The following is a 26858-nucleotide window of genomic DNA, read 5'->3' on the forward strand; positions in this document are numbered from 1 at the left end:
TCTCCGTGATGTGGGTCCGGGGCGGCAGCCGTCGTCGCTGCCTCGTTTGTCTGCGTCCGAACCCCTCCAGGCTATACCCCGTACGGGTATGACAACAGGTGGGGTGTGGCGTGTATTCCCTGGACTGCTGGTGCTCAGGGGCGGTAGGCGAGCACGGTCATCATCCCGGCTTCGCCGTGGTATATGTTGTGGCAGTGGGTCATCCATTGGCCGGGGTTGTCGGCGTCGAACTCGAGGTCGAGGGTTTGGTTCGGCAGCACGATGGAGGTGTCTTTGCGGGGGCCGCCACCGGCGTGCTGATAGGTGTGGCCGTGCAGGTGGAAGGGGTGCCACATGTCGGTGTCGTTCGTCACCCGCAGCCGCACCCGTTCCCCCGCGACCAGTGCGTGCGCGCCGCGCAACGGGTTGTGCATGTCGAACTGGGTGCCGTTGAACCCCCAGTCGTAATTGGCCATGCTGCCGGTGAGGGTGAGGTCGAGGGTGCGGTCCACGTCACGACGGTCGAGGGTGACCTCGGGTGCGGCGAAGAGCATGCTCGCCACCGCGACGACGCGGCCTTCGCCCAGTTCGGCGATGTCCGCGTCCGGGGTGGGCGCCTGTCCGCTGCCGGTGCGGATGATGGCGAAGCCGCGTTCCCGCTTGCCTTCGGCCTCCGCCACCAGGGGGAACGCACCGTCGCCCAGGGTGACGATCACGTCGTAGCGTTCCCCCATTCCCACCAGGACGCTATCGGCAGCGACCGGGTCGACGGGGAACCCGTCGGTGTGGGTGACGGTCAGCCGGTGCCCGCCGATGGCGACGCGGAACGCGGTGTCGCCGCCGGCGTTGATCAGCCGGATCCGTACCCGCGTGCCGGGCGTGCCGGTGAATTGGGCGGGGTCGGCGGCGGGTTTGCCGTTGATCAGGTAGTGCGGGTAGTACACGTCGCCGGCGTCGCCGCCGAGTAGGTCGGAGTCGGCGCCCATCAGCATGTTCCCCATCCGCATGAACATGTCGCCGTGCCCGCCCATGTCGCCCATTCCTTCTCGCAGCTGCTCGAGCACCGCGTCGGGGGTGGCGGTGACCCCGTCCAGCCAGTCGTCGAGGACGATGACCCATTCGTCGTCGTAGCGCAGCGGCTCATTCGGGTCTTCGACGATGAGCACCCCGTATAGGCCGGTGTCCAGCTGGGCGCCGACGTGCGGGTGGAACCAGTGCGTACCGGGGTCGGGGGCGATGAACTCGTATTGGAACGACTCGCCGGGGCGGGTCGCGGTCTGGGTGAGTGGGGGGACGCCGTCCATGTCGTTGCGGAGTGCCAGGCCGTGCCAGTGCACGGACGTGTCGACGGGGAGGGTGTTGCGCAGGGTGGCCTGCAGGGTGTCTCCTGCCTGGACGCGCAGGACAGGCCCGGGGATGCTGCCGTAGGAGAACGTGGACGCGGGTGTTCCTGCCAGATCGAGGGTCGCCGCCGCCGCCGTCAGCGTCGCGGTGACCACGCGGCCGGTGCCGCCACGGCCCCGTTCGGTGCGGTCGACGGCCGCTCCCGTCGGGCTGACCCAGGCGGGGGTGGGGGTGCAGGCGGCCAGAGCTCCAACCGCGGCGGCGGTGGCGCCGAGGGCGAGGAAGCGTCGCCGGGTGAGGTGGGGGGAACGGCGGGGCGCGGGGGCGGTCATGGTCGGCGGGTCCCTTTCGGTCGATGTTGCGTGGCGGGCGGTGTGAGCTCCGTGGGGGTGCGCAGGTGGGTGAGGGTGGCGGTGATGCTGAGCAGCACCACCACTCCCCCCAACACGGCCGCGGCTCCAGGGAGGGTGAGAGCGGGGACGAGGAAGCCGGCCAGCACGACGGGGACGGACATCGCGAGGTAGGAGATCGTGTAGATCACGGCCATAACGGTGGCGCGCTGCCCGGGGTCGACGTGCGGCAGCAGGGTGCGCATCGCGCCCATGAAGGCAGTCCCGAACCCGGCACCCACGACCGCGACACTGGCGAGGTACCCGGGCAGAGTTGGCACGGCCAGCGCGGCGAGGCTGAGCACGGTGCCTGCGCCGAGAGACACGGCCCCGAACACGCTGATCCGCCGGGCGGTGGCCCCCTGCAGTGCGGTGGCGGCGACCACCCCGGCCGCGGCGAGGATGATGATGGACCCGGCCTGGTGCAGGTAGGTGTCGGCGTGGAACCGGGTGGCGATGATCCCCGGTCCCAGGGCGAGGAACAGACCGTTGGTGACCCACCCGGCGATGATGGCGGGGGCGACCGAGACGATGATCCGCCGCGTCGCCGCCGAGACCCGCCGGGCCCGTGGGTCCGGTCCCGCGTCCCCGGGAAGGACGGGTGGGGTGGGAATGGTCCAGGCGGTGGCGGCGAGGAGAGGGAACACCGCGGCGAGGAGCAGAAAGATGGTGCCCGCGTCGATGCCGGGTAGGTCCAGCAGTCCAGCGGCGGTGAGCGCCCCGAGCCCGAGACCGGCCATGGGGGCCACGGTGTTGGCCAGCGCGGCCGCCCCCAGCCAGCGGGAGGGTTCGTGGTCGACCATCATGGCGTTCAGAACCGGGACCAGCAGTCCCGCCGCCAGGCCTTGCAGGGCGCGGGCGGCGAGCAGCAGCAGGAAGGAATCGGCGGCCCAGAACATCAGCAGGCTCACCGACAGGGCCACCGATCCGACGGTGAGGATGCCGCGACGCCCGACCCGGTCAGAAAGCGACCCGAGCGTCAGCAGTGCGAGCAGCAGCGGGATGGCGTAGATCGCGAAGATAAGAGTGGTGGCCACCGGGGGCAGCTGGAGCTGCTCGGTGAGTTGCGGGTAGAACGGGGAAGGCGCCGACGCGGCCGCCATTAGCACGACGGTGCCGGTCACGGCGAGACAGAACCCGCCGCGGGCACGAGTGGCCGGGGTCACAGGGGTGGCGGCGGTCATGCGGCGCTCTCGTGCAGGTGCTGGGCGGTTTCGTGGACGGTGGCGACCGCGTCGACACCGCTCACCCCCACCAGAGCACCGTTGAGCGTGTGCGTGACGAGGGTGCCGGGTCCTGGGCCCTGTCCTTCGGTGGCGGGCGTCATGGTGTACCCGATGCCGGTGATGGCGGTGCCGTGGATCAGTGACGTGTAGGAGCTACGAGGACGGTAGGGTCCCGGGTCGGCGGCGCCGGTGCGGTCGTGGAGCACCGCGGCGGCGGCGTGCTGTCCTTGCGCGGCCGCGTCGGCCCAGTGATCCAGGCGCCAGATCCCGAGGTGGTCGTCGCGGTGTATGGCGGTGCTGCCGGCCGCGTACACGTGCGGGGCAGTGCTCCGCAGCCGGTCATCGACAGGCACCCCGGAAGAGAACGGTCCCGGTGCGGTGGGGGCGTTGCCGAGGGCGGTGATGAGCAGGTCGGCGGAGAGCGTGGTGGTGTCATCCAGGGTGATCCCCAGCAGCGGGCTCCTGTCACGGACGGCGGTGATCGTGCGGCCCAGGAATGTGGTGATTTTGCCGCGATGGATGCCGGTGATGTGGGCGGCGATCTGCGCGCCGAAGGAGGCCCGCCCGGGGATGCGGGAGCGGCTGATGAGGGCGACGTGATGTCCGGCGGCGTGGAGTGCGGACGCGGTCTCCGCGCCGGTGAATCCGCCGCCGTAGATCGCGACCCGGGACGGCCCGGCGGTGCGGGTGAGGTGTTCTCGGATCTGTTGGGCGTCCTGGATGCTGTGCAGGGTGACGACCTGGTGCCGTGCAGCGGGAGTGTGCCGCCCGGGCAGGCCCGGGGTGAGGGTGTCCGGGCGGCTGCCGGTGGCGATGATGACCGCGTCGTAGCGCAACTGTGCGCCGGAGGCGAGGTGCACGATGCGGCTGATCGGGTCGAGGTGGGTGGCGGTGTCTGCCAGCACGGTGACGGGCGGGAGCGGCGCGTGGATGGTCTCGGGCAAGGTGGGACCGAACGCGACGCCGGTGATGTGCATCCGGATGTACGGGGTCTCGTGGGTTCTGCCGACCAGGGTGACGTGGATGTCCTCGTGGCGGGCGAGGGCTGTTGCGGCGGCGACGCCGGCTGCTCCTGCCCCGAGGATGAGGACATGGTGGGTGGGCATGAGGTGCAGTTCGCTTCCGGGGTACGGGGGTCGCGGCGCTGCGAGGAGGGCAGGGTCAGGACCGGATCAGCTGGGTGATCGCGGTCGAGGCGGCATCAAGGACGGTGTCGTCGGTGAGGGTGCCGGTGGCGTGCGCGTGGCGCAGGTAGTCCGTCAGCAGGGCGAGACCGACACCCTGGAGCGCGCGTTGGGTGGCGGAGATCTGGGTGAGGGTATCGATGCAGGGGCGTTCCTGCTCGATCATCCCGGTGAGCCCGCGAATCTGCCCTTCCAGACGGCGCAGCCGGTTCCGGTAGGTGCGGGGGTCGGTGATGTAGCCCGGTTCGCGGGCGGCCGCGATGGTGGAGGTCATGAAGGGTCCGGTCTCCCGGTGCCCGCACGGGGTGTGTGGGCACCGGGAGTGAGGCTCAGGCCATGGCGGCGGCGTAGCGGGCCGGGTCCGCGTCGAACGCGGGACCGCAGCCGGCGCAGCAGAAGTAGTACCGCTCGCCCTCGTAGTCGCGGAACAGGCCGGCCGCCACGGCGGTGGCCTTGTTGACCGGGGTGCCCTCCATCACGGGGCAGGTGGTCATGTCGGCGCCACCGGCGGCGTCGAGGAGGTTCTCACGGCCGCCGGGGGCGGGGGCGCTGGTGCTGCAACAGCTGGACATGGGTGGTGTTCCTTCCGATGTGGGTGGTAGGTGCTGCCGGGTTGCCCGGTCAGCGGGCGATGCTCTTGAATCCGCGCAGACGCAGGCTGTTGCCCACGACGAACACGCTGGACAGTGCCATGGCGGCACCGGCGAGCATCGGGTTGAGGAGACCGAGGGCTGCGACCGGGATCGCGGCCGTGTTGTAGGCGAAGGCCCAGAACAGGTTGGTCTTGATAGTGCCGAGGGTCTTGCGGGACAGCCGGATCGCGTCAGCGGCGCTGCGCAGGTCGCCGCGGACCAGGGTGATGTCCGAGGCCTCGATCGCGACGTCGGTGCCGGTTCCCATCGCCAAGCCGAGGTCGGCCTGCGCGAGCGCGGGGGCGTCGTTGACACCGTCTCCGACCATCGCGACGACCTTTCCCTCGCCTTGGAGGCGGGTGACGACATCGACCTTGTCCTTCGGGAGGACTTCGGCGATGACCTGGTCGATACCGACCTCGGCGGCGATCTGGCGGGCGACCGCCTCGTTGTCGCCGGTGAGCAGCACCGGAGTCAGGCCGAGTGCCTTGAGCTGGGCGATGGCCTCCTTGCTGGTCGGCTTGACGGTGTCGGCGACGATGAGGATGCCGCGAGCGGCACCATCCCATCCGACGGCGACGACGGTCTTGCCTTCGCTTTCGGCCTGCGCCTTCGCGGCGGCAACCTCGGCGCTCAGGCGCAGCGACCACTCGGCCAGCAGCGATTCCCGGCCGACGATGAGTGCGTGTCCGTCGACGACACCCTGCACGCCCTTGCCTTCCAGGTTCGTGAACCCTTCCACGGTGGGGAGGGTGCCGGTCTGCTGGGTGGCGCCCTTCGCGATCGCCTGCGCGATGGGGTGCTCGGAGGCGTCTTCGAGTGCACCGGCGAGGCGGAGTAGCTCGTCCGCATCGGTGCCCGGCTCGGTGACGACGTTGACCAGGGTCATCTTGCCGGTGGTGACGGTGCCGGTCTTATCGAGCACGACGGTGTCGACCTTGCGGGTGGATTCCAGCACTTCCGGGCCCTTGATCAGGATGCCCATCTGCGCGCCGCGGCCGGTGCCGACCAGCAGCGCGGTCGGCGTGGCAAGACCCAGGGCGCACGGGCACGCGATGACCAGCACGGCGACGGCGGCGGTGAACGCGGCAGCGACAGGGAACCCGGCACCCAACCATGCCCCCATCGCGACGACGGCGATGAGGATCGCAATCGGGACGAACACGCCGGAGATCTTGTCGGCCAGGCGCTGCACCTCAGCCTTTCCGGTCTGGGCGTCCTCGACGAGCTTGGCCATCTGCGCCAGCTGCGTGTCCGAGCCGACCCGAGTGGCGCGAACTACCAAGCGTCCGCCGGCGTTCACCGTGGCTCCGGTGACGGGGTCGCCTTCGGCGACCTCGACCGGGACGGATTCGCCGGTGAGCATGGAGGCGTCCACGGCGGACGTGCCGGAAACCACGACACCGTCGGTGGCGATCTTCTCGCCCGGGCGGACGATGAACTCGTCCCCCGCCTGCAGGTCCTCGACCGGGATCTTCGTCTCCACCCCGTCGCGCAGCACGGATACTTCCTTCGCGCCGAGCTCGAGCAGCGCGCGCAGCGCGGCGCCGGCCTGACGCTTGGACCGCTTCTCGAAGTAGCGGCCGGCGAGGATGAACATCGTCACCCCGGCGGCGACTTCGAGGTAGATGTTCGCGGCTCCTTCCGAGGGGGCGAGGGTGAGCTCGAACGGGTGCGTCATCCCGGGGGTGCCGGCGGTGCCGAAGAACAGCGCGTACAGCGACCACAGGAACGCGGCGGTCGTGCCCATCGAGATGAGCGTGTCCATCGTCGCGGTGCCGTGCTTGAGGTTCGCCCACGCCGCCTTGTGGAACGGGAACGCCGCCCACACGATGACCGGCGCCGCCAGCGCCAACGACGCCCACTGCCAGTAGGTGAACTGCAGGGCGGGGACCATCGCCATCGCGATGACCGGGACGCTCAGGACGATGGAGACGATGAGCCGATTGCGGAGGCTGGTCAGCTCCGGGTCGGCATCGTCCGCGTCCCCGCCCTCGGCGGTGTCGTTCTTGGCCTTCTTCGGGGCCGGAAGCGCCGCGCTGTAGCCGGTCTTCTCGACCTCGGCGATCAGCAGGGCCGGGTCGTATCCGGCGGGGATGGTGACCTTCGCCTTCTCGGTGGCGTAGTTGACCGTGGCGGCGACGCCGTCGAGCTTGTTCAGCTTTTTCTCGATCCGCATCGCGCAGGAGGCGCAGGTCATCCCGCCGATCTGGAGTTCGACGGCGGAGTCCGCGGTCTGTTCTGCGGGGGCTGTGGTGCTCATGGTGTTCCTTCTTCTCTCAGATCACCGCGGGGCGGTCAGTGACCGTCGCCCGTGTCGCTGTGTGTGTCGTCCGTGTCCGTGTCGCCGGTGCCGTGCCCGGCGTCCACGACGAACTCGGCGGTGTGGACCTGCCCGTCGACCTGGAAGTCGAGGTAGAGCAGGTACCGGCCGGTGGTAGGCGCCTCGGCCGCGAATCGGATGTCGGGTCCGGCGGTGTCGCCGTCCTGCGGGTCGTCGCCTTCGGCGTGCACGTGCAGGTAGGCCAGGTCCCCATCGCGCAGCGCGACGAGGTGCCCGAAGGCCCCAAGGTACGGCTGCAGGGTGGTGACTGGCTGCCCGTCACGGGTGACCGACAAGGTTAGCTCGGAGCTCTCCCCCGCGGTCAGGTCCCCATCGAGGGTGACCGTGTACCCGTCGACCTCGCTTGTCGTCGACGTGGCGGTCGCCGGGTTCGGGGTGAACGCGCCCGCGACGTCGACCGTGCGGGTCAGGGTGACCTTGTCGGGGCCGTCGGCGACGTCCGGCACGAAGTCGGCATAGATCCGGTAGCTGCCGGCTTCGGTCCACTCCCAGGAGGTCGTCCAGGTGCCGGTGGCCTCGTCGAGCGTGGGGTGCACGTGCCGGAACTGGGTTCCATCGGTGCGCACCACGATCAGGTGCAGGTCCTTCTCATGCGAGGACTCGTACGCGGTCAGCGCAGTCCCGTCAGCGTCGAGGATCTGGAAGCTCAACTCGCCTGACTCGCCCGTTCCGGTGGGCGCGGCGATCGGGCTGAGTTCGTATCCGTAACCGGAGAGGGAGACGCCGGGGATGGTGGCGGTCTCGGCGGTGTCCTCGCCGGTCATGCCGGCGTGATCGGCCATCGAGCTGTCGTCAGCCGCGGCCGTCCAGTTGGCGACGGCGCTGTCCGGGACGACAGCTGCCGCGATGCCGAACGCCCCGCCGAAAGCCACGACGACGCCGGCGCCATACAGGCTGAGTCGTCCCGCAGCGTTCATCAGGCGCGCACCGCGGAGTAACCAGCCTCGTCGACCGCGGCCAGCACGGCGGCGTCATCCAGAGCACTGGTGGAAGACACGACGAGCTTGCCGGTCTGGGCGCTCACCTGGATCTCGTCCACGCCGGGGATCTGGGAGACCTCTTCACGGATGGACATCTCGCAGTGTCCGCACGTCATGCCGGTGACCTGGTACTCGCTGGTGGCCATGATGGTTTCCTTCCGTCGGTGATGCGCCAGAATCGGCGACACCCACCCTAACACCCCTACCCCCCTAGGGTATTCCGGAGTACTGAGGAAATCGTGGTGTCCATGCTCAGATTTGTTTGTGGCATCGCGTGAGACCTACCGCCTCGAACCGGCCGCCTGTGCGTGAATTACGTCTCCCGCCCAGCAGCTATCCCCTTGCTGCAGGAGAGATCACCCGAACCACCCGACCGAAATGTCCATATGGACACCACGTGGACACTTCATCTGCGAAATGGACATTTTAGAAAAATCCCTACACGACGGTTGCGAGAAGGCTGCAACCTCTCTAGTATCAGTGAATGTCACATTCACTATCTTCTGATTGATTGAGGAGATCGCCCATGAGCGAATCGGCAGAGACCGTCACCGAGGATGTCGTCTACGTCGGGCGCAGGCAGGCGGGCAATGGCAAGCTCGCGCACTGGTACCGCACGCTCGTCGACGGCGAGATCTCCGACAAGGAGCTCGGCTCGTACAAGCCGTACACGTCGGCGCCGGTCGGCGCGATCATCACGATCACTCGCCCGATCAACGAGCCGAACTCGCTCTACACCCGCGGGCTGCATGCGCCACGGATCGCGGGCGCCTATGCCGACCGCGCGGCCACCGACGAGTGGCGTGTGACCGATCAGGCCGAGGCGCAGCGCGACGCGAACGAGCGGCGCGTCAAGCGGGATCTCGTCGGGCTGCCTGCCGAGTTCACCGCAGCACTGGACACCCTGGGCGCGCACTTCTCCCGCCTCAACTCTCCGCAACGGGCGGCGCTGTTGTCGCTCGTCACCGCGAAGCTCCTGCGCTACTGAGGCCGAACGTGATGTCCACCCTCGACCTGCTCGACGACAGCTTCCCGCACGGCACCACGGACGGGTACCGCCGCGGATGCCGCACTGCAGCGTGCCCCGCGCTCATCCCCTGCCGCACCGTCCACACCCGCTACGCCGGCGACTTCTCCTTCGCGAAGCTCATCGACGCTGGCACGCCCCTTGCGGAGATCCTCGAGCGCGACGCAGCCGCACGCGACCAGTCCCGGCAGCGCGACAAGATCGCCGCTCAAGAAGAGCGCCGCGCCGCGGCCGAAGCCACGCAGCCCCGCCGACCCAAGCAAGCCTCGAAGCGCACGCCGACAGCACGGCCCGCCCGCCCGCCGAAGACGGCGCCGCTGAGGATCGCGGCCCCGCGACCGAAGTCGCCGAGGACACGCACACATCCTGGCTACCAGTGGATCGACAAGGCCCGCCTCGCGGCCGAGACACTCCCCGTCGAGCGTGCCAGCACGTTCGCGGAGAGGGTCGACGACTATGAAGCGGCGCTGGATCGTCACGTCGACGAGCTCGCACAGTGGCGCAGTGAACACCGGGATCTGCGCACGCAGCTGCGCTCCGCGGCCGAGACGCTCAAGACGGCCACCATCGCCGCCGGCAGCGGCCTATCGGTCGGCGGCGTGATCGAGCGTGCTCTGCAGGAGGCCACGGCCAGGCACCAAGCAGCCGTCGATGAGCTCGCGAAGCACGATCGCCCCGCGCCGCCGGCCAGGCCGCGGATGCCGCGGCCTCAGACACCGCGGGCCCCTCGCGTTTCCCGACCACGGCAGCTGCAGCCGCACGGCACCAACGCCTGCCGGGCGCGTGGCTGCGATCGACCGGAGTGCATCGAGGCGGGCCGCGAGTATCACCGGCAGTGGATGGCGAACCGGAAGGCGCAGAGCATCCCGGCCGAACACCACGGGACCGCCTACGGCTACCAGCTCGGCTGCAAGGAACGAGATCAATGCCCTGCCGAGATCTCCTGCGCCGATGCATCGCTGGCCGAAGAGCGACGCCGGCGGCGGGAAGCCGGCATCGCCGCGCAGGCACCTCGCGTGCCCGCTGACCCCGTTCGCCGGCACGTCCGACAACTGATGGCCTCCGGCATGACCGTCCTCGAGATCGCCGACCGAGCGCAGGCCTCCAAGACCGGCGTGAAAGTCCTTCTCTACGGCCGCTCCGGCGCTCGTAAGGGAGAGCTGCCGGGCGAGATCGAAGCAGCGAAGGCGCAGCGGCTCCTCGCGCTGCAGCCGACCGCCTCCGCTGCGCAGCTCGCACGTTCCACCTGACATCGACAGCTCAACCGCCGCAAGAAGGCCCCGCCGTTGAACTGGTCGCAGCGGGTCACCATGCGGATGATCGCCGATGGCCGGTCCCCCTCCGGTGGCGCCAGCTACCTCGATACGACAGGCCTGGGGATTCCCGGTGGCGCCATCCGCTCCCTCCGCAGGCGCGGCCTGATCGAGCGCTACTCATGGGTCGAACCCGGTTGGGCGCTCACGAAAGCCGGCGTCGATGCCATCAACAGTGGCGCGTGCGACGAACCCGACAGCAGCATCGACGACTAACCTCACCGATCTTCGCAACTCGGGTGTCCGCGAACAGCGCCAAGACCGGCCTATACCCAGCAAGAAGGGCCTGCCGCACAGTCAGGCACGGGGGTTCCCCTACCAGACTCGCAGGCGTATAGTCAGTGAATGTCACATTCACTATTTGATTGAGGAGACAGGCCATGACCATCACCCAGGCCGCAGCCCCCACGGGCACCGCGGTCACCATCGCAGGAACCGTCCGCACACCGCTCACCCTCGTCCGCCGACTCACCGACCGTCAGGCGCGCGTAGGGTTCCGCGTCGAGACCGACGCCGGCTCATACAACGTCCACGCCAACGGGATCCTCGCCGAGATGCTCCGGCTGACGACCCACCGCGGCGACCGTGTAATCGTCCACGGCCCGGCTGTCACGTTCAGCCACCCCGCCCAGACCATCCCCGACCTCGAGGCCGACAGCGTCGAACTCGACCTCCGCTGACCCACGACGAGGATGGACACCACGACGCATCAGCAGGAGAGAACCCCATGACCCGCATCTTCCACGTCAACGGCAAGCCCGTCGACGTCACCGACGCCGCCGCGGTCCAGGCACTCACCGCGGACGAGTACGCCGACCTGCTCGCTCAGACCCTCAATGACACCGACGCGACCGACACCGAGATCGTCGGACTGCGCCAGGACCAGCCCGACGCCGGCACAGGGTTCATCATCACCAACCCGCCCAATGAGAGCGGGAGCGAGCGATGACCGAGCGCCGGAACAACACAGCCCATCGCCGCGGCGTTGGTGTCCGCAGCGCGGAGGCTCGACGATGCCCGGTGTGCGGACGTGGCGCCGCGCTGGTGAGCGTCACTCCCCGCCCGCTCACGCCAGGAGAGACGACCACCTACTGCCGGTGGGACGACTGCACCTATGCGCGGGTGGCGCCCTCTTCGAGTGATCTGTCGCGGCTGCGAGACGGCACGCATGCGACTGCCAGAGCGATCGCCGACGCCGAGGCTCGCGGACGGATCGACGACGCTGCGAATCAGGCGCTGATCGACCGACTGTACCCGCCGCTCGATTCGACCGGTCAGTCATGGCGGAGCGCGTTCGATCATGCACGCCAGGAAGGGCGCAGCGAAGCCGAGGCATACGACTTCGCAGACGAGTACGCGGCCTACGTGGAAGACCGGCAGTACGAGATCCGCGATCCTGACCTCCCGATCCCGTCCCCGAGCGAGTGGACACGATGACCGGGCGCGCTGTTCACGTCGGGAACTGGAACGGTTCGCGGCCGCGCGCACGGTGCAGTTGCCCGCCTGCCGAGGCGGGAGCCGAAGCATGAAGGATCCCCGCCAGCTCTCCCAGGCTGAGCTCGACGAGTACCTCGACCAGCTCGTGCGTGACGGCGACGATGACAGCCCGGAGTTTCACCGCGCCTACCAGTTGTGGGAGGAGCTCAACGGCTGACGTTTGACCGTGCCGCCCTCATCGGGGCCCTGCCGACCGGCGGGGCCCCGATTTCTGTCCGCGAACACCCCCAACCCCGGCCTATACCCAGCAGACGAACGGGAGAGGCCAATGTGCGACGACATCGACCACGGCGGGCGGCGGTGCCCGTCGTCGACGGCCGAAGGGCAGCGGCGCCGCCGCGCCGAGAAGCGCGAGCGGAACGCCGAGAAGCAGCTTGAGGCCTTCATCGGCGCGACCCCGTTCCGGCCGGTCTCGGGCGAGCTGATGCGGATGAGCTCGCGCCCCAGCTATTGGGACACCGACGAGTGGATCGAGTACGAAGACACCCTGCGCGCGGCCGCGGAACGTCACGGGATCGAGATCTCCGATCTGCAGCACGCGGACGGGCTCTGGGAGGGCACGTCGGAGCCTGCAGGCGCATATATCGTCCACGCTGACAGCTTCGAGCAGGTCACCGACTGGGCCGGCGAGCTGGCGGGGCGGTATGACCAGGACAGCATCATGGCCGGGTACTTCGACGCTGACGGCCCCGACCGGGTCTACAGCTTCGCCGCCGGCACCGGCTCGCAGCAGCAGGTCCAGGAGACCCTCGACATTCTCCGCGCCGCCGGCGCACCGGGAGGCAGGCTCTACGACGGCAAGCTCGAGATCGCGGAACCCGCCGAGTATCCACTGCCGGCATCCGCCGTGAACGCGATCGCCGCCCGTCTCGGAACAGAACCCACCTTCGCTCGAGCGCACGTTGCCTTCGTGCCCGGCAACGACAACTACCGTCGCCACCAGCCGATCAAGGAGATCCAGTCACTCAGAGAGAGGTACGCCGATGCGCATGGTTTCCCACAGCGCACGCCGATCCCCCGACTGACCGAGCTCGACGACATCGCTGCAGCGCGGGCATACGCGGCCGCACCGCACGAGCCCGCGCACCCGCAGGTCGCCCGCTCCTACCGATCACTGCGGCAGCACATCGGCGCTCAGTGGAACATGCTTACAGAAGCCGGCTACACCTTCGAGCCCTGGTACGGCGAGACCGAGCAGCCCTACGCCGACTCTGCCGCGATGCTGGCCGATCTCCGCGAGAACAAGCACCTGTTCTACTTCCGCACCGAGGTCTCGCAGCACAGCGAGGGGGCCCTTCCGCCGGATCATCCGATGGCTCGCAGCGTTACGGTCACCCTGCCCACAGGCGAGCGTGCGCCGATGCTCGCCAACGACGTCTTCCGCGCCGTCCACGACGCGATCGCGCACAGCGAGGGACACCAGTTCGGACCCTACGGCGAGAAGCGAGCCTGGTGGACACATCGTGCCTGCCTCCCCCGCGAAGCGCGGCTCGCGCTGTGGTGCGAGACGCGCGCGCAGAACTGCTGGACCAACGCCGGCCCCCACATGACCACGGAGGGGGAAGCCGGGCATCCCCGGCTCATTCGGCGAAGGGAACCGGGTTGGATGCCGCTGAGTGAACGCCCCTATGCGCAGCAGAAGTGCTGCCGCGTCGACTCAGCACTCCTCTAGTCCACGGCGGTTGACGAGGGTACGTCGCCCGCGTACCATCAGTGAATGTCACATTCACTACCGTTCTGATCTGAGGAGGACTCCATGACAACGGCCATCAAGATCACCCCCACTGGCGAGATCGACACCATCCGCATCGACGAGCTGCCCGACTACCAGCGCGAGATCGGCGGCTGGGTCGCAGAGCTCCGCCTGACCAACGGCCACGCACTGCTCGTCGACGAGGAAGCCGGTCTCAAGGTCACAGAGCCGAACCTGCTCGCCTCGCTCTACCTGACCGAGCACGGCCGCAGCGCACTGCTGTTCAGCACCGCGCTCATCGTCGGGCTGCACCCCAGGACCGGTGAGTGGATCGACGTCGCCCCCGACGTCGACGAGCAGCTCCGCGCGATCGCTGCGCAGATCTGACCTCATGCCCACCCTGAACGCTCGGCCGGTACTCATGCCGGCCGAGCCGCCCTCCTCCCCCGCGAGCGACTACTGCCAGCGTTGGTCTCGCGGCACCCATTCGTGGCGCCACATCTCCGAAGGCGGGTTCGACCCCCGTCTATACCAGGTGGCCCCGATCACGGAAGCCGCCGCGCGAGCATTCGTCATCGACGAGCACTACGCAGCATCCTTCCCCGCAGCACGCTTCTCGATCGGGCTGCTCACCCGCGACGACCGCTTCCCCATCAACGGCGCCATGGTCGACGAGATGGCACTGGTCGGCGTCGCCACCTTCTCCACCCCGATGAGCAGAGGAGTCCTCAGCTCCGTCTTCGGCACGCTCGAGCCCTACGAACAGAGCATCGAGCTCGGCCGATTCGTACTCACCGACACACCCGCGAACGCCGAATCCTGGTTCCTCGCACGCGCTTTCCGCCACGCCTACGACCGGGGCATCCGCGGCGTCGTCTCTTTCGCCGACCCCTTGCCACGGCGCCGACAGATCACCGAGACCCTCGACAACGGCACCACAATCGAGCGCATCGAACAGACCTCGCCCGGCCACATCGGCGGGATATACCAAAGCGTCAACGCGATCGCCCTCGGCCGCAGCACCGCACGCACCCTGAACTACCTCCCCCGCCGCGGCCTCGTGCTCTCCGAGAGATCTCTGTCCAAGGTAAGAGGACAGGAGCGAGGCGCCGACGCCGCCGAGCGACACCTGGTCTCGCTCGGCGCCCCCATCCGCCGCGCAGGGCAAGACCCGCGAGCCTGGCTGCGCGAGGCGCTCGCCGCGCTCGATGTCACGAAGATCAGGCATCCGGGGAACTTCCGATACGCCTTCCCCCTTGGCAGCAGCTCCCAGCGTCGCCGGCTGCCGATCGGGCTGCCGCGCACCGCGTACCCCAAAGCCGCCACCGACATCCTTCCGGGCTGAGACCCCCGCTGCAGGCGGGAGCAAATCGGAGTTGACGGGGCATATCGAATGCCTCATACTAGTGAATGTCACATTCACTACTCGTCCACTCTGAGGGAGGACACCATGACCACCAAGACCCGCCGCAGCGGCACCACCCGCCGCACCCCGGAAGAGCGCCGCGCACAGGCCGAGGCGCTCCACGAGCAGCTCACCGCACAGGTCGCCACGCTGGCCGAGAGCGAGAACTGGAAGGCCTGGCTGCGCTTCGCGCGCATCGTCCGCCGGCGCTCGTTCTCCAACCAGATGCTCATCCTCGCGCAGGGCGGCACCCACTGCCTCGGCTACCGCCAGTGGGAGACCCTCGGCCGTCACGTCGTCAAGGGCGCGAAGTCGATCAAGATCTTCGGCTACTCCACCAAGCGGATCGTAGAGGTCGACGAGGCCACCGGAGAAGAGTCCACCAGCAGTCGAGTGATCTATCCGGTGCTCTCCGTGTTCGACGTCCGCGACACCGATGGCGAGCCGCTCCCCGAGCAGCCGGCCATCTACCTCGAGGGCGACGACGTCGCAGGCCTCTTCGACCAGCTCGCCGACTTCATCACCGCGCAGGGCTGGGATGTCGCGCTCGAGGACATCGCACAGGACGGGCTCAACGGGTACACCGATGGCCAGGCCCGACAGATCCGGGTCGACAGCAAGATGGCACCGGCCATGCGCGTCAAGACCCTCCTGCACGAGATCGGCCACGCACTTCTGCACTTCGACGAGGGCAGCACCCGCGAGCACCGCGGAGTGATCGAGACCGAAGCCGAGTCGGTCGCGTACTGCGCCGGTGGCCTCCTCGGACTCGACACGTCCGCGTGGTCGATCGGGTACGTCGCAGGATGGGCCGGCGGTGACGTCGACCTCATCCGCAGCGTCGCCGGCAACGTCCTCCGTGCCGTCAACGCGATCGCCGACGCCATGCTCGGCGCCGACGACCAGGCCGCGGCCGCGTAACAGCCCTCGGGGGCGGGCTCGCCTATGCCCGCCCCCGAGAATCTCTGTCCGCGAACACCCCGAACTGCGACCTATACCCCTAGACGAATACCCCGGAGGAACCCATGGATCTCGCCCTGTCTACCGCCCGCGACTTCGCTCCCCTTCTGCTGGGCAGCGGCGGCCTCGTCGGCATCCTCGTCACCGTCGACACTGCACGCCGCGCAGAGCGCACGGTACGGCGCAGCCTCAAGTTCCTCGTCACCCTTCTCCTCAGCGTCGCCGCGGTCGCCGCGGCCGTCGTACTCGGCGCCGCCCTCTTCCTCTGAACGGACCACTCATGAACCGCCGAACCACACGCCTCGCCTCCGCCGCCGGCGCTGTTGTCGTCGCCCTGCTCGCTGGCGCGATCGCGATCACCAGCCAGCCCTCCGGCGTCAGCGACACCGCGCCCGCGCCTGTGCCTACCGCAGAGATCTCCGCGGACGCCGCCGCAGCCCTCGATCAGCTCGAGCAGCTCGTCGTGGCCGATGCAGCCGACCAGGACAGCTACGACCGTGACGCGTTCGGGCAACGCTGGGCCGACATCGACCGCAACGGCTGTGACCAGCGCAACGACGCACTCGCGGCCGCGCTCGAGAACATCACCACCAAGCCCGGCACACACGACTGCGTCGTCCTCACCGGAACGCTTCACGACCCGTACACCGGGCTCACGATCGCCTTCGAGCGCGGCCAGGGCACGAGTGAGCTCGTGCAGATCGACCATGTCGTGCCGCTCGCGTGGGGGTGGCGTCAGGGCGCCGACGAATGGGACGAGGCCCAGCGTGAGCGCTTCGCCAACGATCCTCTCAATCTGCAGGCCACGGACGGCAGCACCAACCAGTCGAAGAGCGATCGCGGCCCCTCCGAATGGATGCCCCCGAACGCGCAGTACGGATGCGCCTACGCTGCGCGCTTCGTCGATGTCCTCACCGCCTACCAGCTGACGGTCAACCCGGCCGACTACTCCACGCTCCGCGCGCAGCTCGCCAGCTGCGCCGCATGACCCCCCACCCGAGAGGACTGACAACGATGAGCACTCTGAACAACATCGTCATCACCGATGACACCGGCACCCGTTACAACGATCTCTTCCTCGACATCCCGCTGGACAGCTACGAGATCTCCCGCTCCTCTGTCGGCTTCCATTCCGTCGACGCGATCGTGCCAGCCGACCCCTACTCGCCCCGCGCATCCGAAGATGGTCCGCTCGGTGCACTGCTCCTCCGCTGGGCTCAAGCGCACGTCGCCGGCCGCAACTACATCATCAGCTGGCAGTACATCGACGCTCACGACGTCCATACCGTCGCCGTCGCCGACACCACCACTCGCGAGCTGCACTTCGTCAACCTGTTCGGCCACGTCATCGCCGGTCGACGCAGCTACAGGCTCCGTGAGCTCGCCGACGCGCTCGACCTCCTGATCGACGCCAGCTTCGACTGAGGACCAGGCCATGCTTTCCGACGAGGTCGCTCGACAGATCATCCACGGCAGCCCCGAGGGCTACGACCTCGGATGCCAGACCCGCGCCGGATGCGCCAACCACCACCACCCCACGCTCATGACCTGTTTCGCCGCCGCGATCGCCGTCCGCGACGACTGGCGCCTCGCGAAGCTGCCTCGCAACGAACCCCTCCCCAAATCCGCTCGGCGGCTACGCCGCTCCTCCCCCAGGAGCAAGGAAGGAACACCCTCATGACCGACCGCGAGCTCACTGCGTGGCCGGCACTGCGCCTCGGAGATCATGCCCTCATCCGGGAGCGCGCGACAGCACGCGAGCTCGCCGTCACCATCGTCGCTCTGCTCGAGCCGATCGAGGGCGAGGGTGAGGGCCTGGTCGACCACCGGGGCCGCGTCATCCGGCACCACTTCTACGACGCCCGACCCATCGCGGCCGACGTCGATCTCCCCGACCAGCGCGACGTCGACACACGCTTCGCCCGACTGACCGCAGATCTCCTGAACACGAGGACACGATGACCGCACCGCTCACCACCACCGAGACCCGCCTGCTACACAAGTCGCTCGAGCTCGCCGCCGGCTACGCGAACAATGAACGCGACGAAACCGCGATCCTCGAGCTCAGCGCACGCATCCGACAGGCACAGAAGACCATCCCCTCCGCGCCGGACGCGCACACCACGATCCTCGCGACGATCGACGCCATAAAGCGCGCAGGACGCCACGAGCAGCTCACCCCTCAGCTGCTCGACCGAGTCGCTGACGAGCTCCTCCAATCCACCCCGCTCTGACCGCCCCGCGCGGTACACTAAGGCGCGGCACCCGGCTGTTGAGCAGGTTCCCTTCCGCCCCTCGGGGCGATGGCTCCTCCTCAGTTGGATCGTTGGTGAATGTGACAATTTCCACGCTCCGGCCGGGTGCCGTTTTCTCTTGCCCTGGTGGCACGCGATCATCGACGATTGCTCACCGGTGGACCAGTCGCCCTCACATACTCCGACCAGGTGCACTCGACAGCGAGCCTCATTGCATCGTCGGGGAAGTAGCCGATCAACACTCGCCGCTCGGGATCGCGATCGAACGTCACGGAACGCAGCAGCCTACGGCCGCGGATCTCGACATGGCGGATGATCGCGATCCTCTTGCTGTGGTCGAACACGTACCAGATCCCCGGCTCCGGCGACGCCTGCAGCTGAGACATCGGAGACCAGTGCTGCACCACAACAGCGAACACTATGCCGGCGCACCGACAGCCCCGTGCCGACGACGACCGCGTGACTCAGCTCGTCAGCGACCCGCCGGATCCGTAGGCGTCGTGGTCATACCGCTGTAGCGCAGCAATGAACTCGGCACTAGTGATCTCATAGCGAGCCACCGCGGCCGCGGCGCCGTGGAACAGAGCAGCGTTGGGATACACACGGCCGCACACTGGGCAGACCGCGAACTCGTCGGGGTCGGCCGAACCAGCAGTATCGAAGGCAAGCCGCCCATGGCGATCGGCGCTCCGCCAGTCCTGAGTCCACGAATCATTGCCGCAGGCGCAGACCTGATTCTCCCCTTCCTCATCGACAGTCGCGGTCCCATCGACGCGGACGGTCGGGTACGGCCAGCTCACGATGCCGCACTCACTGCTGTCGCCTTGCGGGGACGCTTCTTCGGCATTGCCAGTTCGTCGGCAGTGGTGAGCTTCGTGTAGTTGGCAAAAAGACCGCGCAACCGCGCGTCGCCTGTGACCTGGCCCCGAAGGCCAAGCGCCTTGTCGACGGCGGAGTCGAGCTCGCGATGTGCCCGCAGGAGCTCCGGGGTCATGGCGAGCGGGTTGTAGTGGTCCGCGAGAGAGCGGTGCGGGTGCAGACCGCGAGCGGCGAGGACGGAACCGCCGGCGGCGATAATGCCCGCCCTCGCTCTATCGGTGAGCTCCGGGAGCGGCAAGGTGTTCCAGGTCAGGGTGCTCGAGAATCGCAGGTCTGACTTGATCCGACCACCCACGGCGCGCTGCCAAGCGATGAACGCGGCCGACGAGATCACTCCGAAAGCGAATCCGTCAGGATCCTCGACCATGAAGTTGGCGTCGCCGACGATGGTCTCAGGCCCGACCAGCTGCACGGTCCAGTACCTGCGGGTCTCGCTGACGTGCCGCGGGATAGCAAGGTGGGTGACATCACGGTGGCGGCGCTCACCGAACAGGTGAGGCGTGTCCGCGAGAGCACGGGTCGCTGCTCGGTTCGATGCCGCCCGCAGCGCCCTCACGGCCTCAACACGCTCCTTGATCGTAGGAGAGCGGGAGATGTCGGAAGGGTCGGCATCTGCCAGCCACAGGCACCACCTGTCGGTCCCGTGGATGAGCTCACGAGCGCCGACAAATGGTCTGAGGTACTTCGCGACGATCGGGTCAGCGACGAGTTGGTGATATTCCTCGGGGCCGACAAAGAAGTGCCCGCCGTCGTTCGCCATGCTTCCAAACATGACGGCCGGAAGCGCGGGCGAGAGCGGTGAACGGCGAGCTTCAGCGAAGGCGATCGGCCCGTCGATCAGGTAGCCGTTGATCTGCTGCGTGACTGGAAGTCGGACAGGCTCGCCGCGGAGGTTGCCCGCGTAGTCGAAGAGTGCCACTGGGCTCTTGGATCTTCGGTCGAAGCCGACAATCGCGCAGTGCACGGATGCCGCGTCGGGAGCTTCACTGGTCCACGCGAAAGTGCGGTGCGCGAACTGCACTCGCCACCCGGCATCGAACACGGGCCTGAAGAGGTCGGGCACCGGCTCGCCCTGTGTGATCGAGTTGGTGGAGACGAAGGCAAACTTGCCGTCATAGCCAGGCTGCTCGAACAACTCCATTGCCTTCGCGTACCACCCGGTGACGTAGTCGAGATGTCCAATGTCCGACCGCCGCCACACGAGCCTGAGATCGTCGGCCTGCTCCGATGATCGGGTGTAGTGACCGAGGAACGGCGGATTGCCCATGACATGGATGCGCTCGCTCGGCTCAACCACGGTGGCCCAGTCGATGCGCAGCGCGTTGCCGACCACGATGCTCTTGATCTTGTCCAGCGGGAGCGGTTCGGGTGCTGAACCAAGCGCGAGCTCCATCGCCTGGTTTGCCTGGTGCTCCACCAGGTGCAGCGCCGTCGCTGCGATCTGGGCGGGCCATTCCTCGAGCTCGATCCCGTGGAAACTCGACAGCCGCACGGCGAGGTGCTCCTCGGTGAAGAACATTGTGCGGGCCGTCTCGCCGGACAATTCTTGGATCCGCAGCAGAACCTCAAGATCGAGGGCTCGCATCTGTCGGTAGCCGACCACCAGGAAGTTGCCGCAGCCGCACGCCGGATCAAGGAATCGCATCAGCCCCATGTCCGCACGCAGCTTCTTGAGCTTGGCGGTGTCGTGGTACCCATCCGTGAACCGCTGCCGCAGCTCATCGAGGAACATCGGGCCGATGACCTTCATGATGTTGGTCTCGGTGGTGTAGTGCTCGCCGAGCTCACGCCGAGCTGTCTTGTCTTTGACGGCCTGGAAGAGGCTGCCGAAGATGGCTGGCGAGATCGCCGACCAGTTGAACATTGCAGCCGCGATCAGCCGGTCACGCATGCCGGCATCGAACGACGGGATCGACACCGATTCCTCGAAGACTCCACCGTTGACGTAGGGGAATCGCGAGATTAGCTCGTCGAGGTTCGACTGCCGACGAGACGGCTCACGTCCCATGACTTGGTACAGCAACGACAGCTGAGGCCCGAGGTCGGAACCATCCGTCGCGGTGCGGGTCTCGAGGAACTCGAGGAACAGATCGCGATCCCACACTCCGGCGTCATCGGCGTAGAGGGCGAACAAGGTGCGCACCAGGAACACCGACGCCTCGTGATCGTCGTACCCAGACCCCTCGAGGGCCTCGTAGAGGGACGCCATCAGCTTTGCCGCTTTGATCGACGCAGACTCCTGCGCCTTCGATCCGAAGGTGCGCTCACCGTACCCGGCGAGGAAGGCGAGCACGTCAGCGCGATCCCGCATCTGGTTCAGGGCGAACTCCTGCACACCCTCGCTCTCAGCGTGGAGATCGAGCAGACGGAACCGGCGGAAGTCGCTCGTGATTACCCACCGAGGAACCTCCGGGTCAGGAAGGTCGTCAATGTAGTCGAGCGCCTGCTGCTCAGCCGCGACGAGATCCTTGCCGGCGGACTTCATCTCGATCAGCGCGAGACCAGGGATCAGCGCGTCGATGTATCCGCGCGAGCCGGTCGACGAGCGCTTGACACGCTTCTCGTAGAACGCCGCACGGGTCTGGGTTATCCCGTACACGCCGAGCAGATCTCGGACGAAGGACTGCGCTTGCTGTCGCTCGTCGCCGGGCTCGTCCTGCCAGTCACGGGTGAACTGCGCAGCGCGGGCTCGGATCTCATTCATCGACAACGACTTCGGCACGATCCCAACGCTATCCGGCCAGACCACTCGCACCCGGTACTACGACCTCCGTCCGCAGCGTGGCTGCTGCTTGGCGCCACCACCACAGCGACGACGACGACGACGTCTTGACATGAGCGCCGACTGATTCTAGGGTAGTGAATGTCACATTCACCACCTATTGAGGGGGGTCATCATGCGCGCGTTTCCCGTGAACCGCGACACCATCGACCTGTTGGTCACCGCCGCCTACATTTCCACACCCGCCTACCGCAGCAGCACTCCGCGCGAGCTCGCCGAGAACGCCGACCGGATGGGTCAGAGCCTCTGGGATGAGAACTACGCGAGCGTCAGCTACGCGATCAAGCAGCACATCGCCGCACCGCGCTACGAATGGCAGCCGGTCGCCGAGATCGTCCCCCATGCCGATGACGAGCAGGCGTTGCAGATCGAGCGCAGCCGTCTACTGCTCGCCGAAGTCTCCTGCCATCACCCCGGATGGGATCAGTCCCCTGCGCGTGACCTCGTCGAACGCCTCGGCGACGCGATCGCGCGACGGTTCGCTCACCGCCCGCTCGTCGACTCCCCGGACCACCTGGGCGTGAAGGAGTACGAGGGCCTGCATCGCGCCGCGGAGGTCTGGGAACGGGAGATCGGATTCCGTCACCCTCTCACGCACGACGCGGCTGCGCGCGAAGGGAGCCGGCCATGACGCTCACGATCATCCACGCGGCCGCGGAAGGCACCCTCATCGAAGGGACCAGCAGGGGCGACGGCACGGCCGATACTCTCAAGGCCAACGGCTGGCGGTGGAGCCGGGGGCTCGGATCTTGGTACATCCCCCACTCCCGCGACCGCGAACCGAAGATCGCGATCATCAACCGCACCGCCGAGCAGCTCACCGCTGCCGGGTTCGGCGTCGAGATCTCGATTGACTATGAACGCCGGGCCGCGACCGTCGTCGAGGCTGACCTGGTCGACCGCAGGAACGATCGCGCTGCCGCCCTGGCGGTGCGCGCAGATCGACGACACCAGGACGCCACCGAAGAGGCAGAGCGCGCGGCCCGCGCGCTGCGACGCCTCCCCGAAGGTGGCGAGCCCATCAAGGTCGGACATCACTCGGAGGCCGGCCACCGCCGAGCGATCGGCAAGGCGGACGCGGCGATCCGCCGCTCCATCGACGCCGACGCGGCAGCACGGCGCGCCCAGGTGCGTGCCGACGTCGCGGCCGCGGCGACCGATGCACGGTATGCGCCGATCACCGTAGCGAACCGGATCGAGAAGCTCCGCGCAGATCGCGCCGGCATCCGTCGACGTCTCGACGGGTCAAGCCGCACCCTTCCTGGCGGGTATGTCGAGGTCACGGCTGCAGCCACCGGCGCCTACGCCGAACGGCTCGAAAGGGAACTGGCCGCGACCGACGATCAACTCACCTACTGGCAGGAGGTCCGCGCCGAGCAGGTCGCGACCGGCGCGGCCACCGACCACAGCAAGGACACCATCAGCGTCGGCGACCAGATCAAGTACTTCGGCGCCTGGTGCACCGTAACCCGCACCAACCCGAAGAGCGCCACCATCGTCGACGCCTACGGCCACCGCGGCACAGTCCCCTACACACACATCCGCGAGCACCGTGCCGGCCAGAGCGGAGCGATCTCATGACCATCGCCGCCCGCCCCCGCACGATCCCGGAGCCCACGACTCGTTGGCTCCGCCGTCTCGTAATCGCGCTGCTGTACATCGCAGCCGCGGTCCTCTCTGGGTGGCTCGGGATCCTCGCCGCGCCGATCCTCGATCGCATCATCGTCACCGCCGCGGCGGTGATCCTCGTCCCCATCACCATCGCGCTCGTGATCGACTTCTTCCGCAACCCAGATTGAGCGTCCGATGCCCGCCTACAAGGTCCAATGGCAGCAGCGCGTCGACGTCACCGCCACCGTCACTGTGGAGCTCGACGAGCTCGCAGACTGGGCATGCGAGCATCTCGGACTGCGCACCCTCGAGGCCGGTGCGCCGGCAGGCGCGGCGCCGGCAGGGGTTCGGATGATGCTCGAGCGGAACGGGCCTCTGCGGGAGCAGCTGCTGCAGCGGTGGGCAGCGGCGCACATGCCGCACAGATGATGTCCCGCTCCGATGGGCAGAGCAGAGGCCCCACCGGCGAAGAGCTGCCGGTGGGGCCTCTGTCATCAATCACGCGAGTCGTTGCGCGAGCTCGTCGATCTTGTCGGGACGGAAGCCCGACCAGTGATCCTCATCCGTGATGACGACCGGTGCCTGCAGGTAGCCGAGCGACTTGACCTGCTCGAGCGCTGCGGCGTCTTCGCTGAGGTCGACGACGTCGTACTCGATTCCCTTAGCATCGAGCGCGCGGTGTGTCGCGACGCACTGTACGCATGATTTCTTGGTGAACAGCGTGATCGTCTTGTCGCCGTTCGTCAGTGTGGTTGTCATGGGTGATCTCTCCTCCTTCCTGGGGTCTCGTTTGCTGAGCATGGCGGGCAGCTCAGACACGGGCAGCCGCGCGGCGCTTGAGCCACACGATGAGCGCGATCGCACCGATCAGGATCGCGAGGATGACGAGGATCTGCCCCCAGCCGAGGCCGACGCCGTCGACGACGGGGATCGCCACGGTTTCACCCTGCTCGAGCAAGTGGTACTGCAACATCCACGCGCGCAGCGGATCGAGGAACATCCCCAGCGACACTGCGCCACTGGCCAGGACGAGCACGGCGATCAGCAGCAGCGAGATCCAGTCGTCTTCCGACACGCTCTGGTTCGACACGCGATTCATCCCTTCTCTCGGAGCCGGTGGGCCCGCAGCATCATGACGGCCACGACGATCAGGCGGCTTCGGGTCGGCGGTAGCTGATCACCGAGTTGTCGAAGAGCGTCAGCAGCCCGTCCTCACCGCTGTCGAGGTCGCGGTACTCGATCGCGAGGTACTCGTCGTCGACGACGTCGGGCTCCACTCCTTCGACCACTCCCCACAGCCCCAGAGTCGCGTCGACGAGCAGGAGATCTCCGACCTCGAGCTCCACCGCGGGGCCCTCAAGGGATTCGCCGTATCCGTCGCCGTCAGCAGCCGCGTCGACGTCCGGTGCATCGTCGTCGACGTCGGGCACGAACCGGACCCGTTCACGGGAGTCCAGTGGGGTGACATTGGAGGGTCGAAGCGCGTCGTGCTTGGTCGTAGACGGTACCGATGCATCCCAAGCGACAATCTCGGCCGAGGACCACTGGAAGTAGTCGGGCTCGAGCTCCTCCCCCTCGCCGTCGTCGGTGAGCTCCGCTTCCGGGTCGCGCACCATCATCCGCTCGTAGTCCGCAGCGTCGGGACGCAGCGCCGCCAGGTGATCCCAGTCCGCCTTGTCGGTGGAGTCGAGCTTGGCGGGGTCGGGGGTGTAGAACGCCTGAATCTCGACGGGCTGAGATTCGGCGTTCAGAGTGACACCGCGGCCACGCTTGTTGCGAGGGATCGCGACACCGACCGCGAAGCTGTCCCACATCATGTTGGCGCCCTGCGGGGAGAGACGACCGAAGCTGACGCGGGCGCCGAAGTTGTCTCGCATCTCACCGCCGAGGAACTCGACGTCGGGGCGCTGCAGACCAAGCAGGATGTGGATCTTCGCCGACCGTGCCAGTCGGGCGAGATCGGAGAGCAGATCAAGAACGGGGGCCTGCGCCGGCGCACCCTTCGGCTTCACCGTCTTGTACCAGCGCTGCACGCGCGCCTTGAACGTCGCGTACTCGTCGATGATCAACGCGAGGGGGTCGAAGTCCTCGAGCCGGGCCGTGCCGTTCTCGAGCTGCGAGTACCGCTCCTCCATGAGCTCGTGCGCAGCGTGCAGCATCCGCACCTGGTGCTCCACCCGCGCGCCGACGAGCTCGACGTTGGGCCAGTCCCGGAATCCGGCGAACTCGATCCGCTTCCCATCGAGTACCCACACCCGCCAATGAGCGTGCGCGAGATGGGTGAGCACCGTGTGCTGGAAGCTGGTCTTCCCCGATCCGGTTCCACCGATGACGAGGCAATGCGGGGAGACCGCCGGATGCCACGACTGGATCTGACCGTCTTCGTCAGGACCGATCGGGATCTTGAACGCCTTGTAGGCGGCGTGGGTGAGTGCGGCCGCGGGCTCCACTTCGTGCAGGACCATGTCGGGCATCGTCGGTCGGACCTCGAACGTGATCTTGTCGCCCTCGAGATCCCAGTGCGCACGCCACCGGCCAGGGAGCATCGAGGAGACCACCTTCTCGACCTGGGAGCGCCGCGCCGCGATCGCCATCTTCGGTCCCACGTTGTGCTTGACGTCGATCTTCGAGACCGAGCCGTCATCGGCACTCTTCACCGAGACGCTCGCGGTCGGGTCGATGACCAGCTTGACGACCTCGATCGCGCGCTGCTGCTCACGGGAGACCGGATCACTCACGGGTGCGAGCTCGACGACGAGCACGCACCGCCTCGAGTTGTGCTTGCGCACCCGGTACTCGGCACCAAGCCTGCGTGCAAGGCCTGCGAGGATCTGGTCGACGAAGCGGGGGTCGGTGTCATCGACGTGCGAGGCGTACCGGATCTTGATGCGCTCCGGGAGGCCCACCCATCCACGAGTCCACTTCACCGGCACGACGAGAGCACGGGTTGGCTGTGCCGCACCGAGCATCGGAAGGACCGCTTCGATCGCCGGGTCCATCCGCCCCTCCCGTTGGAAGGTCCGCACGCCGGATGCGACCGCGCCGGCGGCGAGCAACACGGCCACGACCCACACCAGCGGGATCAGATTGGTAAACGGGCGCACCGCATTCAACCCGGTAGCGGCGGTCGCCAGTGCGATGCACAGCAGCGCCGGGATGAGCCCGGTCAGCTGACGCCGAGGAAGAACACCCAGAGCCACCGTCGCCGGTGCAGGCGGTCGCGCCGGCGGACGAGATGCCACACGAGTTGCCGTTGCCATTCGAGCCTCCTGAGTGGGCCGAGTACTTCACGACCCTCTTGCGAGGTATAGGCCGGAGATCTGCTCCTTCGCGGACATCGCGGATTCTCCCCGCGCCT

The 26858-nt window shown here is 67.7% G+C and carries 34 protein-coding genes; 21 read left to right on the plus strand and 13 right to left on the minus strand.

All coding sequences use genetic code 11. The annotated features are described in order from the left end of the window. Positions 1 to 134 precede the first annotated feature (134 nt). The 8 genes from ACPEH2_RS14250 to ACPEH2_RS14285 are packed head-to-tail and all read right to left on the minus strand — an operon-like array spanning position 135 to position 8224. A complete protein-coding gene (locus ACPEH2_RS14250) occupies positions 135 to 1655 on the minus strand; it encodes a multicopper oxidase family protein (protein WP_101305190.1) in 1521 nt (506 codons plus the stop codon). Further along, positions 1652 to 2896 carry an MFS transporter gene (locus ACPEH2_RS14255; RefSeq protein WP_067119687.1) on the minus strand — a complete coding sequence of 415 codons (1245 nt, stop codon included), beginning with the start codon at positions 2894 to 2896 and terminating at the stop codon, positions 1652 to 1654. Before ACPEH2_RS14255 ends, ACPEH2_RS14250 begins: the two co-directional genes overlap by 4 nt. Continuing rightward, positions 2893 to 4044, minus strand: a complete 1152-nt coding sequence (locus tag ACPEH2_RS14260; protein ID WP_067119688.1) for an FAD-dependent oxidoreductase — start codon at positions 4042 to 4044, stop codon at positions 2893 to 2895. The genes ACPEH2_RS14255 and ACPEH2_RS14260 overlap by 4 nt, the downstream gene beginning before the upstream one ends. Before the next feature lie 55 nt (positions 4045 to 4099). Further along, positions 4100 to 4396: a metal-sensitive transcriptional regulator gene (locus ACPEH2_RS14265; RefSeq protein WP_067119691.1), complete on the minus strand. Its 297-nt coding sequence runs from the start codon at positions 4394 to 4396 to the stop codon at positions 4100 to 4102. Between the two features lie 55 nt (positions 4397 to 4451). Further along, positions 4452 to 4694, minus strand: coding sequence for a YHS domain-containing protein (locus ACPEH2_RS14270; protein WP_067119694.1), 243 nt, complete (start codon positions 4692 to 4694; stop codon positions 4452 to 4454). A gap of 49 nt (positions 4695 to 4743) precedes the next feature. After that, positions 4744 to 7017, minus strand: a complete 2274-nt coding sequence (locus ACPEH2_RS14275) for a heavy metal translocating P-type ATPase (protein ID WP_067119698.1) — start codon at positions 7015 to 7017, stop codon at positions 4744 to 4746. Positions 7018 to 7052: 35 nt separating this feature from the next. Then, the gene (locus tag ACPEH2_RS14280) at positions 7053 to 8015 is read right to left on the minus strand and encodes a heavy metal-binding domain-containing protein (protein WP_067119702.1); all 963 of its coding nucleotides are present in this window, start codon (positions 8013 to 8015) and stop codon (positions 7053 to 7055) included. Then, entirely contained in the window at positions 8015 to 8224 is a 210-nt protein-coding gene (locus ACPEH2_RS14285) for a heavy-metal-associated domain-containing protein (protein ID WP_067119704.1), read from the minus strand. Before ACPEH2_RS14285 ends, ACPEH2_RS14280 begins: the two co-directional genes overlap by 1 nt. Positions 8225 to 8604: 380 nt before the next feature. On the opposite strand from ACPEH2_RS14285, the gene ACPEH2_RS14290 reads away from it, so the two are divergent. The 17 genes from ACPEH2_RS14290 to ACPEH2_RS14370 all read left to right on the plus strand — a co-directional run bounded on the left by ACPEH2_RS14290 (position 8605) and on the right by ACPEH2_RS14370 (position 18207). After that, entirely contained in the window at positions 8605 to 9066 is a 462-nt protein-coding gene (locus tag ACPEH2_RS14290) for a hypothetical protein (protein ID WP_423718983.1), read from the plus strand. Between the two features lie 11 nt (positions 9067 to 9077). Beyond that, positions 9078 to 10355, plus strand: a complete 1278-nt coding sequence (locus tag ACPEH2_RS14295) for a hypothetical protein (protein WP_423718984.1) — start codon at positions 9078 to 9080, stop codon at positions 10353 to 10355. A 36-nt stretch (positions 10356 to 10391) separates the two neighbouring features. Next, positions 10392 to 10634: a hypothetical protein gene (locus ACPEH2_RS14300; protein ID WP_423718985.1), complete on the plus strand. Its 243-nt coding sequence runs from the start codon at positions 10392 to 10394 to the stop codon at positions 10632 to 10634. 164 nt (positions 10635 to 10798) lie between these two features. After that, the gene (locus tag ACPEH2_RS14305; RefSeq protein WP_062633405.1) at positions 10799 to 11098 is read left to right on the plus strand and encodes a hypothetical protein; all 300 of its coding nucleotides are present in this window, start codon (positions 10799 to 10801) and stop codon (positions 11096 to 11098) included. Between the two features lie 47 nt (positions 11099 to 11145). Further along, the gene (locus tag ACPEH2_RS14310) at positions 11146 to 11367 is read left to right on the plus strand and encodes a hypothetical protein (protein WP_005052790.1); all 222 of its coding nucleotides are present in this window, start codon (positions 11146 to 11148) and stop codon (positions 11365 to 11367) included. Then, positions 11364 to 11855, plus strand: a complete 492-nt coding sequence (locus tag ACPEH2_RS14315; RefSeq protein WP_423718986.1) for a hypothetical protein — start codon at positions 11364 to 11366, stop codon at positions 11853 to 11855. Before ACPEH2_RS14310 ends, ACPEH2_RS14315 begins: the two co-directional genes overlap by 4 nt. An 88-nt stretch (positions 11856 to 11943) precedes the next feature. After that, entirely contained in the window at positions 11944 to 12072 is a 129-nt protein-coding gene (locus ACPEH2_RS14320) for a hypothetical protein (protein ID WP_423718987.1), read from the plus strand. A 111-nt stretch (positions 12073 to 12183) separates the two neighbouring features. Continuing rightward, positions 12184 to 13587: a hypothetical protein gene (locus tag ACPEH2_RS14325; RefSeq protein WP_423718988.1), complete on the plus strand. Its 1404-nt coding sequence runs from the start codon at positions 12184 to 12186 to the stop codon at positions 13585 to 13587. An 84-nt stretch (positions 13588 to 13671) separates the two neighbouring features. Then, a complete protein-coding gene (locus tag ACPEH2_RS14330) occupies positions 13672 to 13995 on the plus strand; it encodes a DUF3846 domain-containing protein (RefSeq protein WP_423718989.1) in 324 nt (107 codons plus the stop codon). 4 nt (positions 13996 to 13999) lie between these two features. Further along, entirely contained in the window at positions 14000 to 14953 is a 954-nt protein-coding gene (locus ACPEH2_RS14335; RefSeq protein ID WP_423718990.1) for a hypothetical protein, read from the plus strand. Between the two features lie 105 nt (positions 14954 to 15058). Beyond that, positions 15059 to 15934 carry an ArdC-like ssDNA-binding domain-containing protein gene (locus ACPEH2_RS14340; RefSeq protein WP_062633409.1) on the plus strand — a complete coding sequence of 292 codons (876 nt, stop codon included), beginning with the start codon at positions 15059 to 15061 and terminating at the stop codon, positions 15932 to 15934. Between the two features lie 104 nt (positions 15935 to 16038). After that, the gene (locus ACPEH2_RS14345; RefSeq protein WP_005052768.1) at positions 16039 to 16242 is read left to right on the plus strand and encodes a hypothetical protein; all 204 of its coding nucleotides are present in this window, start codon (positions 16039 to 16041) and stop codon (positions 16240 to 16242) included. Positions 16243 to 16253: 11 nt separating this feature from the next. Further along, positions 16254 to 16961, plus strand: coding sequence for an HNH endonuclease family protein (locus tag ACPEH2_RS14350; RefSeq protein WP_423718991.1), 708 nt, complete (start codon positions 16254 to 16256; stop codon positions 16959 to 16961). A 26-nt stretch (positions 16962 to 16987) separates the two neighbouring features. Continuing rightward, a complete protein-coding gene (locus tag ACPEH2_RS14355; protein WP_423718992.1) occupies positions 16988 to 17398 on the plus strand; it encodes a hypothetical protein in 411 nt (136 codons plus the stop codon). Between the two features lie 10 nt (positions 17399 to 17408). Next, entirely contained in the window at positions 17409 to 17654 is a 246-nt protein-coding gene (locus ACPEH2_RS14360; RefSeq protein WP_005052762.1) for a hypothetical protein, read from the plus strand. Beyond that, positions 17651 to 17935 (plus strand): hypothetical protein, encoded by a 285-nt coding sequence (locus ACPEH2_RS14365; RefSeq protein WP_423718993.1) that lies wholly within the window; start codon positions 17651 to 17653, stop codon positions 17933 to 17935. The genes ACPEH2_RS14360 and ACPEH2_RS14365 overlap by 4 nt, the downstream gene beginning before the upstream one ends. Further along, a complete protein-coding gene (locus tag ACPEH2_RS14370; RefSeq protein WP_005052758.1) occupies positions 17932 to 18207 on the plus strand; it encodes a hypothetical protein in 276 nt (91 codons plus the stop codon). The genes ACPEH2_RS14365 and ACPEH2_RS14370 overlap by 4 nt, the downstream gene beginning before the upstream one ends. Positions 18208 to 18692: 485 nt before the next feature. On the opposite strand, the gene ACPEH2_RS14375 is transcribed toward ACPEH2_RS14370, so the two are convergent. Together ACPEH2_RS14375 and ACPEH2_RS14380 are read right to left on the minus strand one after the other, a co-directional pair. Then, the gene (locus ACPEH2_RS14375; RefSeq protein ID WP_423718994.1) at positions 18693 to 19028 is read right to left on the minus strand and encodes a hypothetical protein; all 336 of its coding nucleotides are present in this window, start codon (positions 19026 to 19028) and stop codon (positions 18693 to 18695) included. After that, positions 19025 to 21811, minus strand: coding sequence for a DNA methyltransferase (locus ACPEH2_RS14380; protein WP_423719021.1), 2787 nt, complete (start codon positions 21809 to 21811; stop codon positions 19025 to 19027). Before ACPEH2_RS14380 ends, ACPEH2_RS14375 begins: the two co-directional genes overlap by 4 nt. A 193-nt stretch (positions 21812 to 22004) precedes the next feature. Here ACPEH2_RS14380 and ACPEH2_RS14385 point away from each other — a divergent pair, with 193 nt between their 5' ends. From ACPEH2_RS14385 to ACPEH2_RS14400, 4 genes are read left to right on the plus strand one after another with little or no spacing between them, the layout of a single operon-like run. After that, the gene (locus tag ACPEH2_RS14385) at positions 22005 to 22520 is read left to right on the plus strand and encodes a hypothetical protein (protein WP_005052752.1); all 516 of its coding nucleotides are present in this window, start codon (positions 22005 to 22007) and stop codon (positions 22518 to 22520) included. Then, entirely contained in the window at positions 22517 to 23470 is a 954-nt protein-coding gene (locus ACPEH2_RS14390; RefSeq protein WP_423718995.1) for a DUF3560 domain-containing protein, read from the plus strand. Before ACPEH2_RS14385 ends, ACPEH2_RS14390 begins: the two co-directional genes overlap by 4 nt. Then, on the plus strand, positions 23467 to 23688 hold the full coding sequence (locus ACPEH2_RS14395; RefSeq protein ID WP_423718996.1) for a hypothetical protein: 222 nt from the start codon (positions 23467 to 23469) through the stop codon (positions 23686 to 23688). Before ACPEH2_RS14390 ends, ACPEH2_RS14395 begins: the two co-directional genes overlap by 4 nt. 7 nt (positions 23689 to 23695) lie before the next feature. Beyond that, entirely contained in the window at positions 23696 to 23929 is a 234-nt protein-coding gene (locus ACPEH2_RS14400; RefSeq protein WP_005052746.1) for a hypothetical protein, read from the plus strand. 69 nt (positions 23930 to 23998) lie between these two features. Here ACPEH2_RS14400 and nrdH read toward each other — a convergent pair whose 3' ends face one another. From nrdH to ACPEH2_RS14415, 3 genes are read right to left on the minus strand one after another with little or no spacing between them, the layout of a single operon-like run. Then, positions 23999 to 24259: a glutaredoxin-like protein NrdH gene (gene nrdH / locus ACPEH2_RS14405; RefSeq protein WP_005052743.1), complete on the minus strand. Its 261-nt coding sequence runs from the start codon at positions 24257 to 24259 to the stop codon at positions 23999 to 24001. A 52-nt stretch (positions 24260 to 24311) separates the two neighbouring features. Continuing rightward, positions 24312 to 24590 (minus strand): hypothetical protein, encoded by a 279-nt coding sequence (locus ACPEH2_RS14410; protein WP_423718997.1) that lies wholly within the window; start codon positions 24588 to 24590, stop codon positions 24312 to 24314. Between the two features lie 58 nt (positions 24591 to 24648). Then, on the minus strand, positions 24649 to 26760 hold the full coding sequence (locus ACPEH2_RS14415) for an FtsK/SpoIIIE domain-containing protein (protein WP_423718998.1): 2112 nt from the start codon (positions 26758 to 26760) through the stop codon (positions 24649 to 24651). Positions 26761 to 26858: the final 98 nt, after the last annotated feature.

Origin of the sequence: Microbacterium sp. NPDC064942 (assembly GCF_049545525.1) — a bacterium.
GTDB lineage: Bacteria > Actinomycetota > Actinomycetes > Actinomycetales > Microbacteriaceae > Microbacterium > Microbacterium gawkjiense.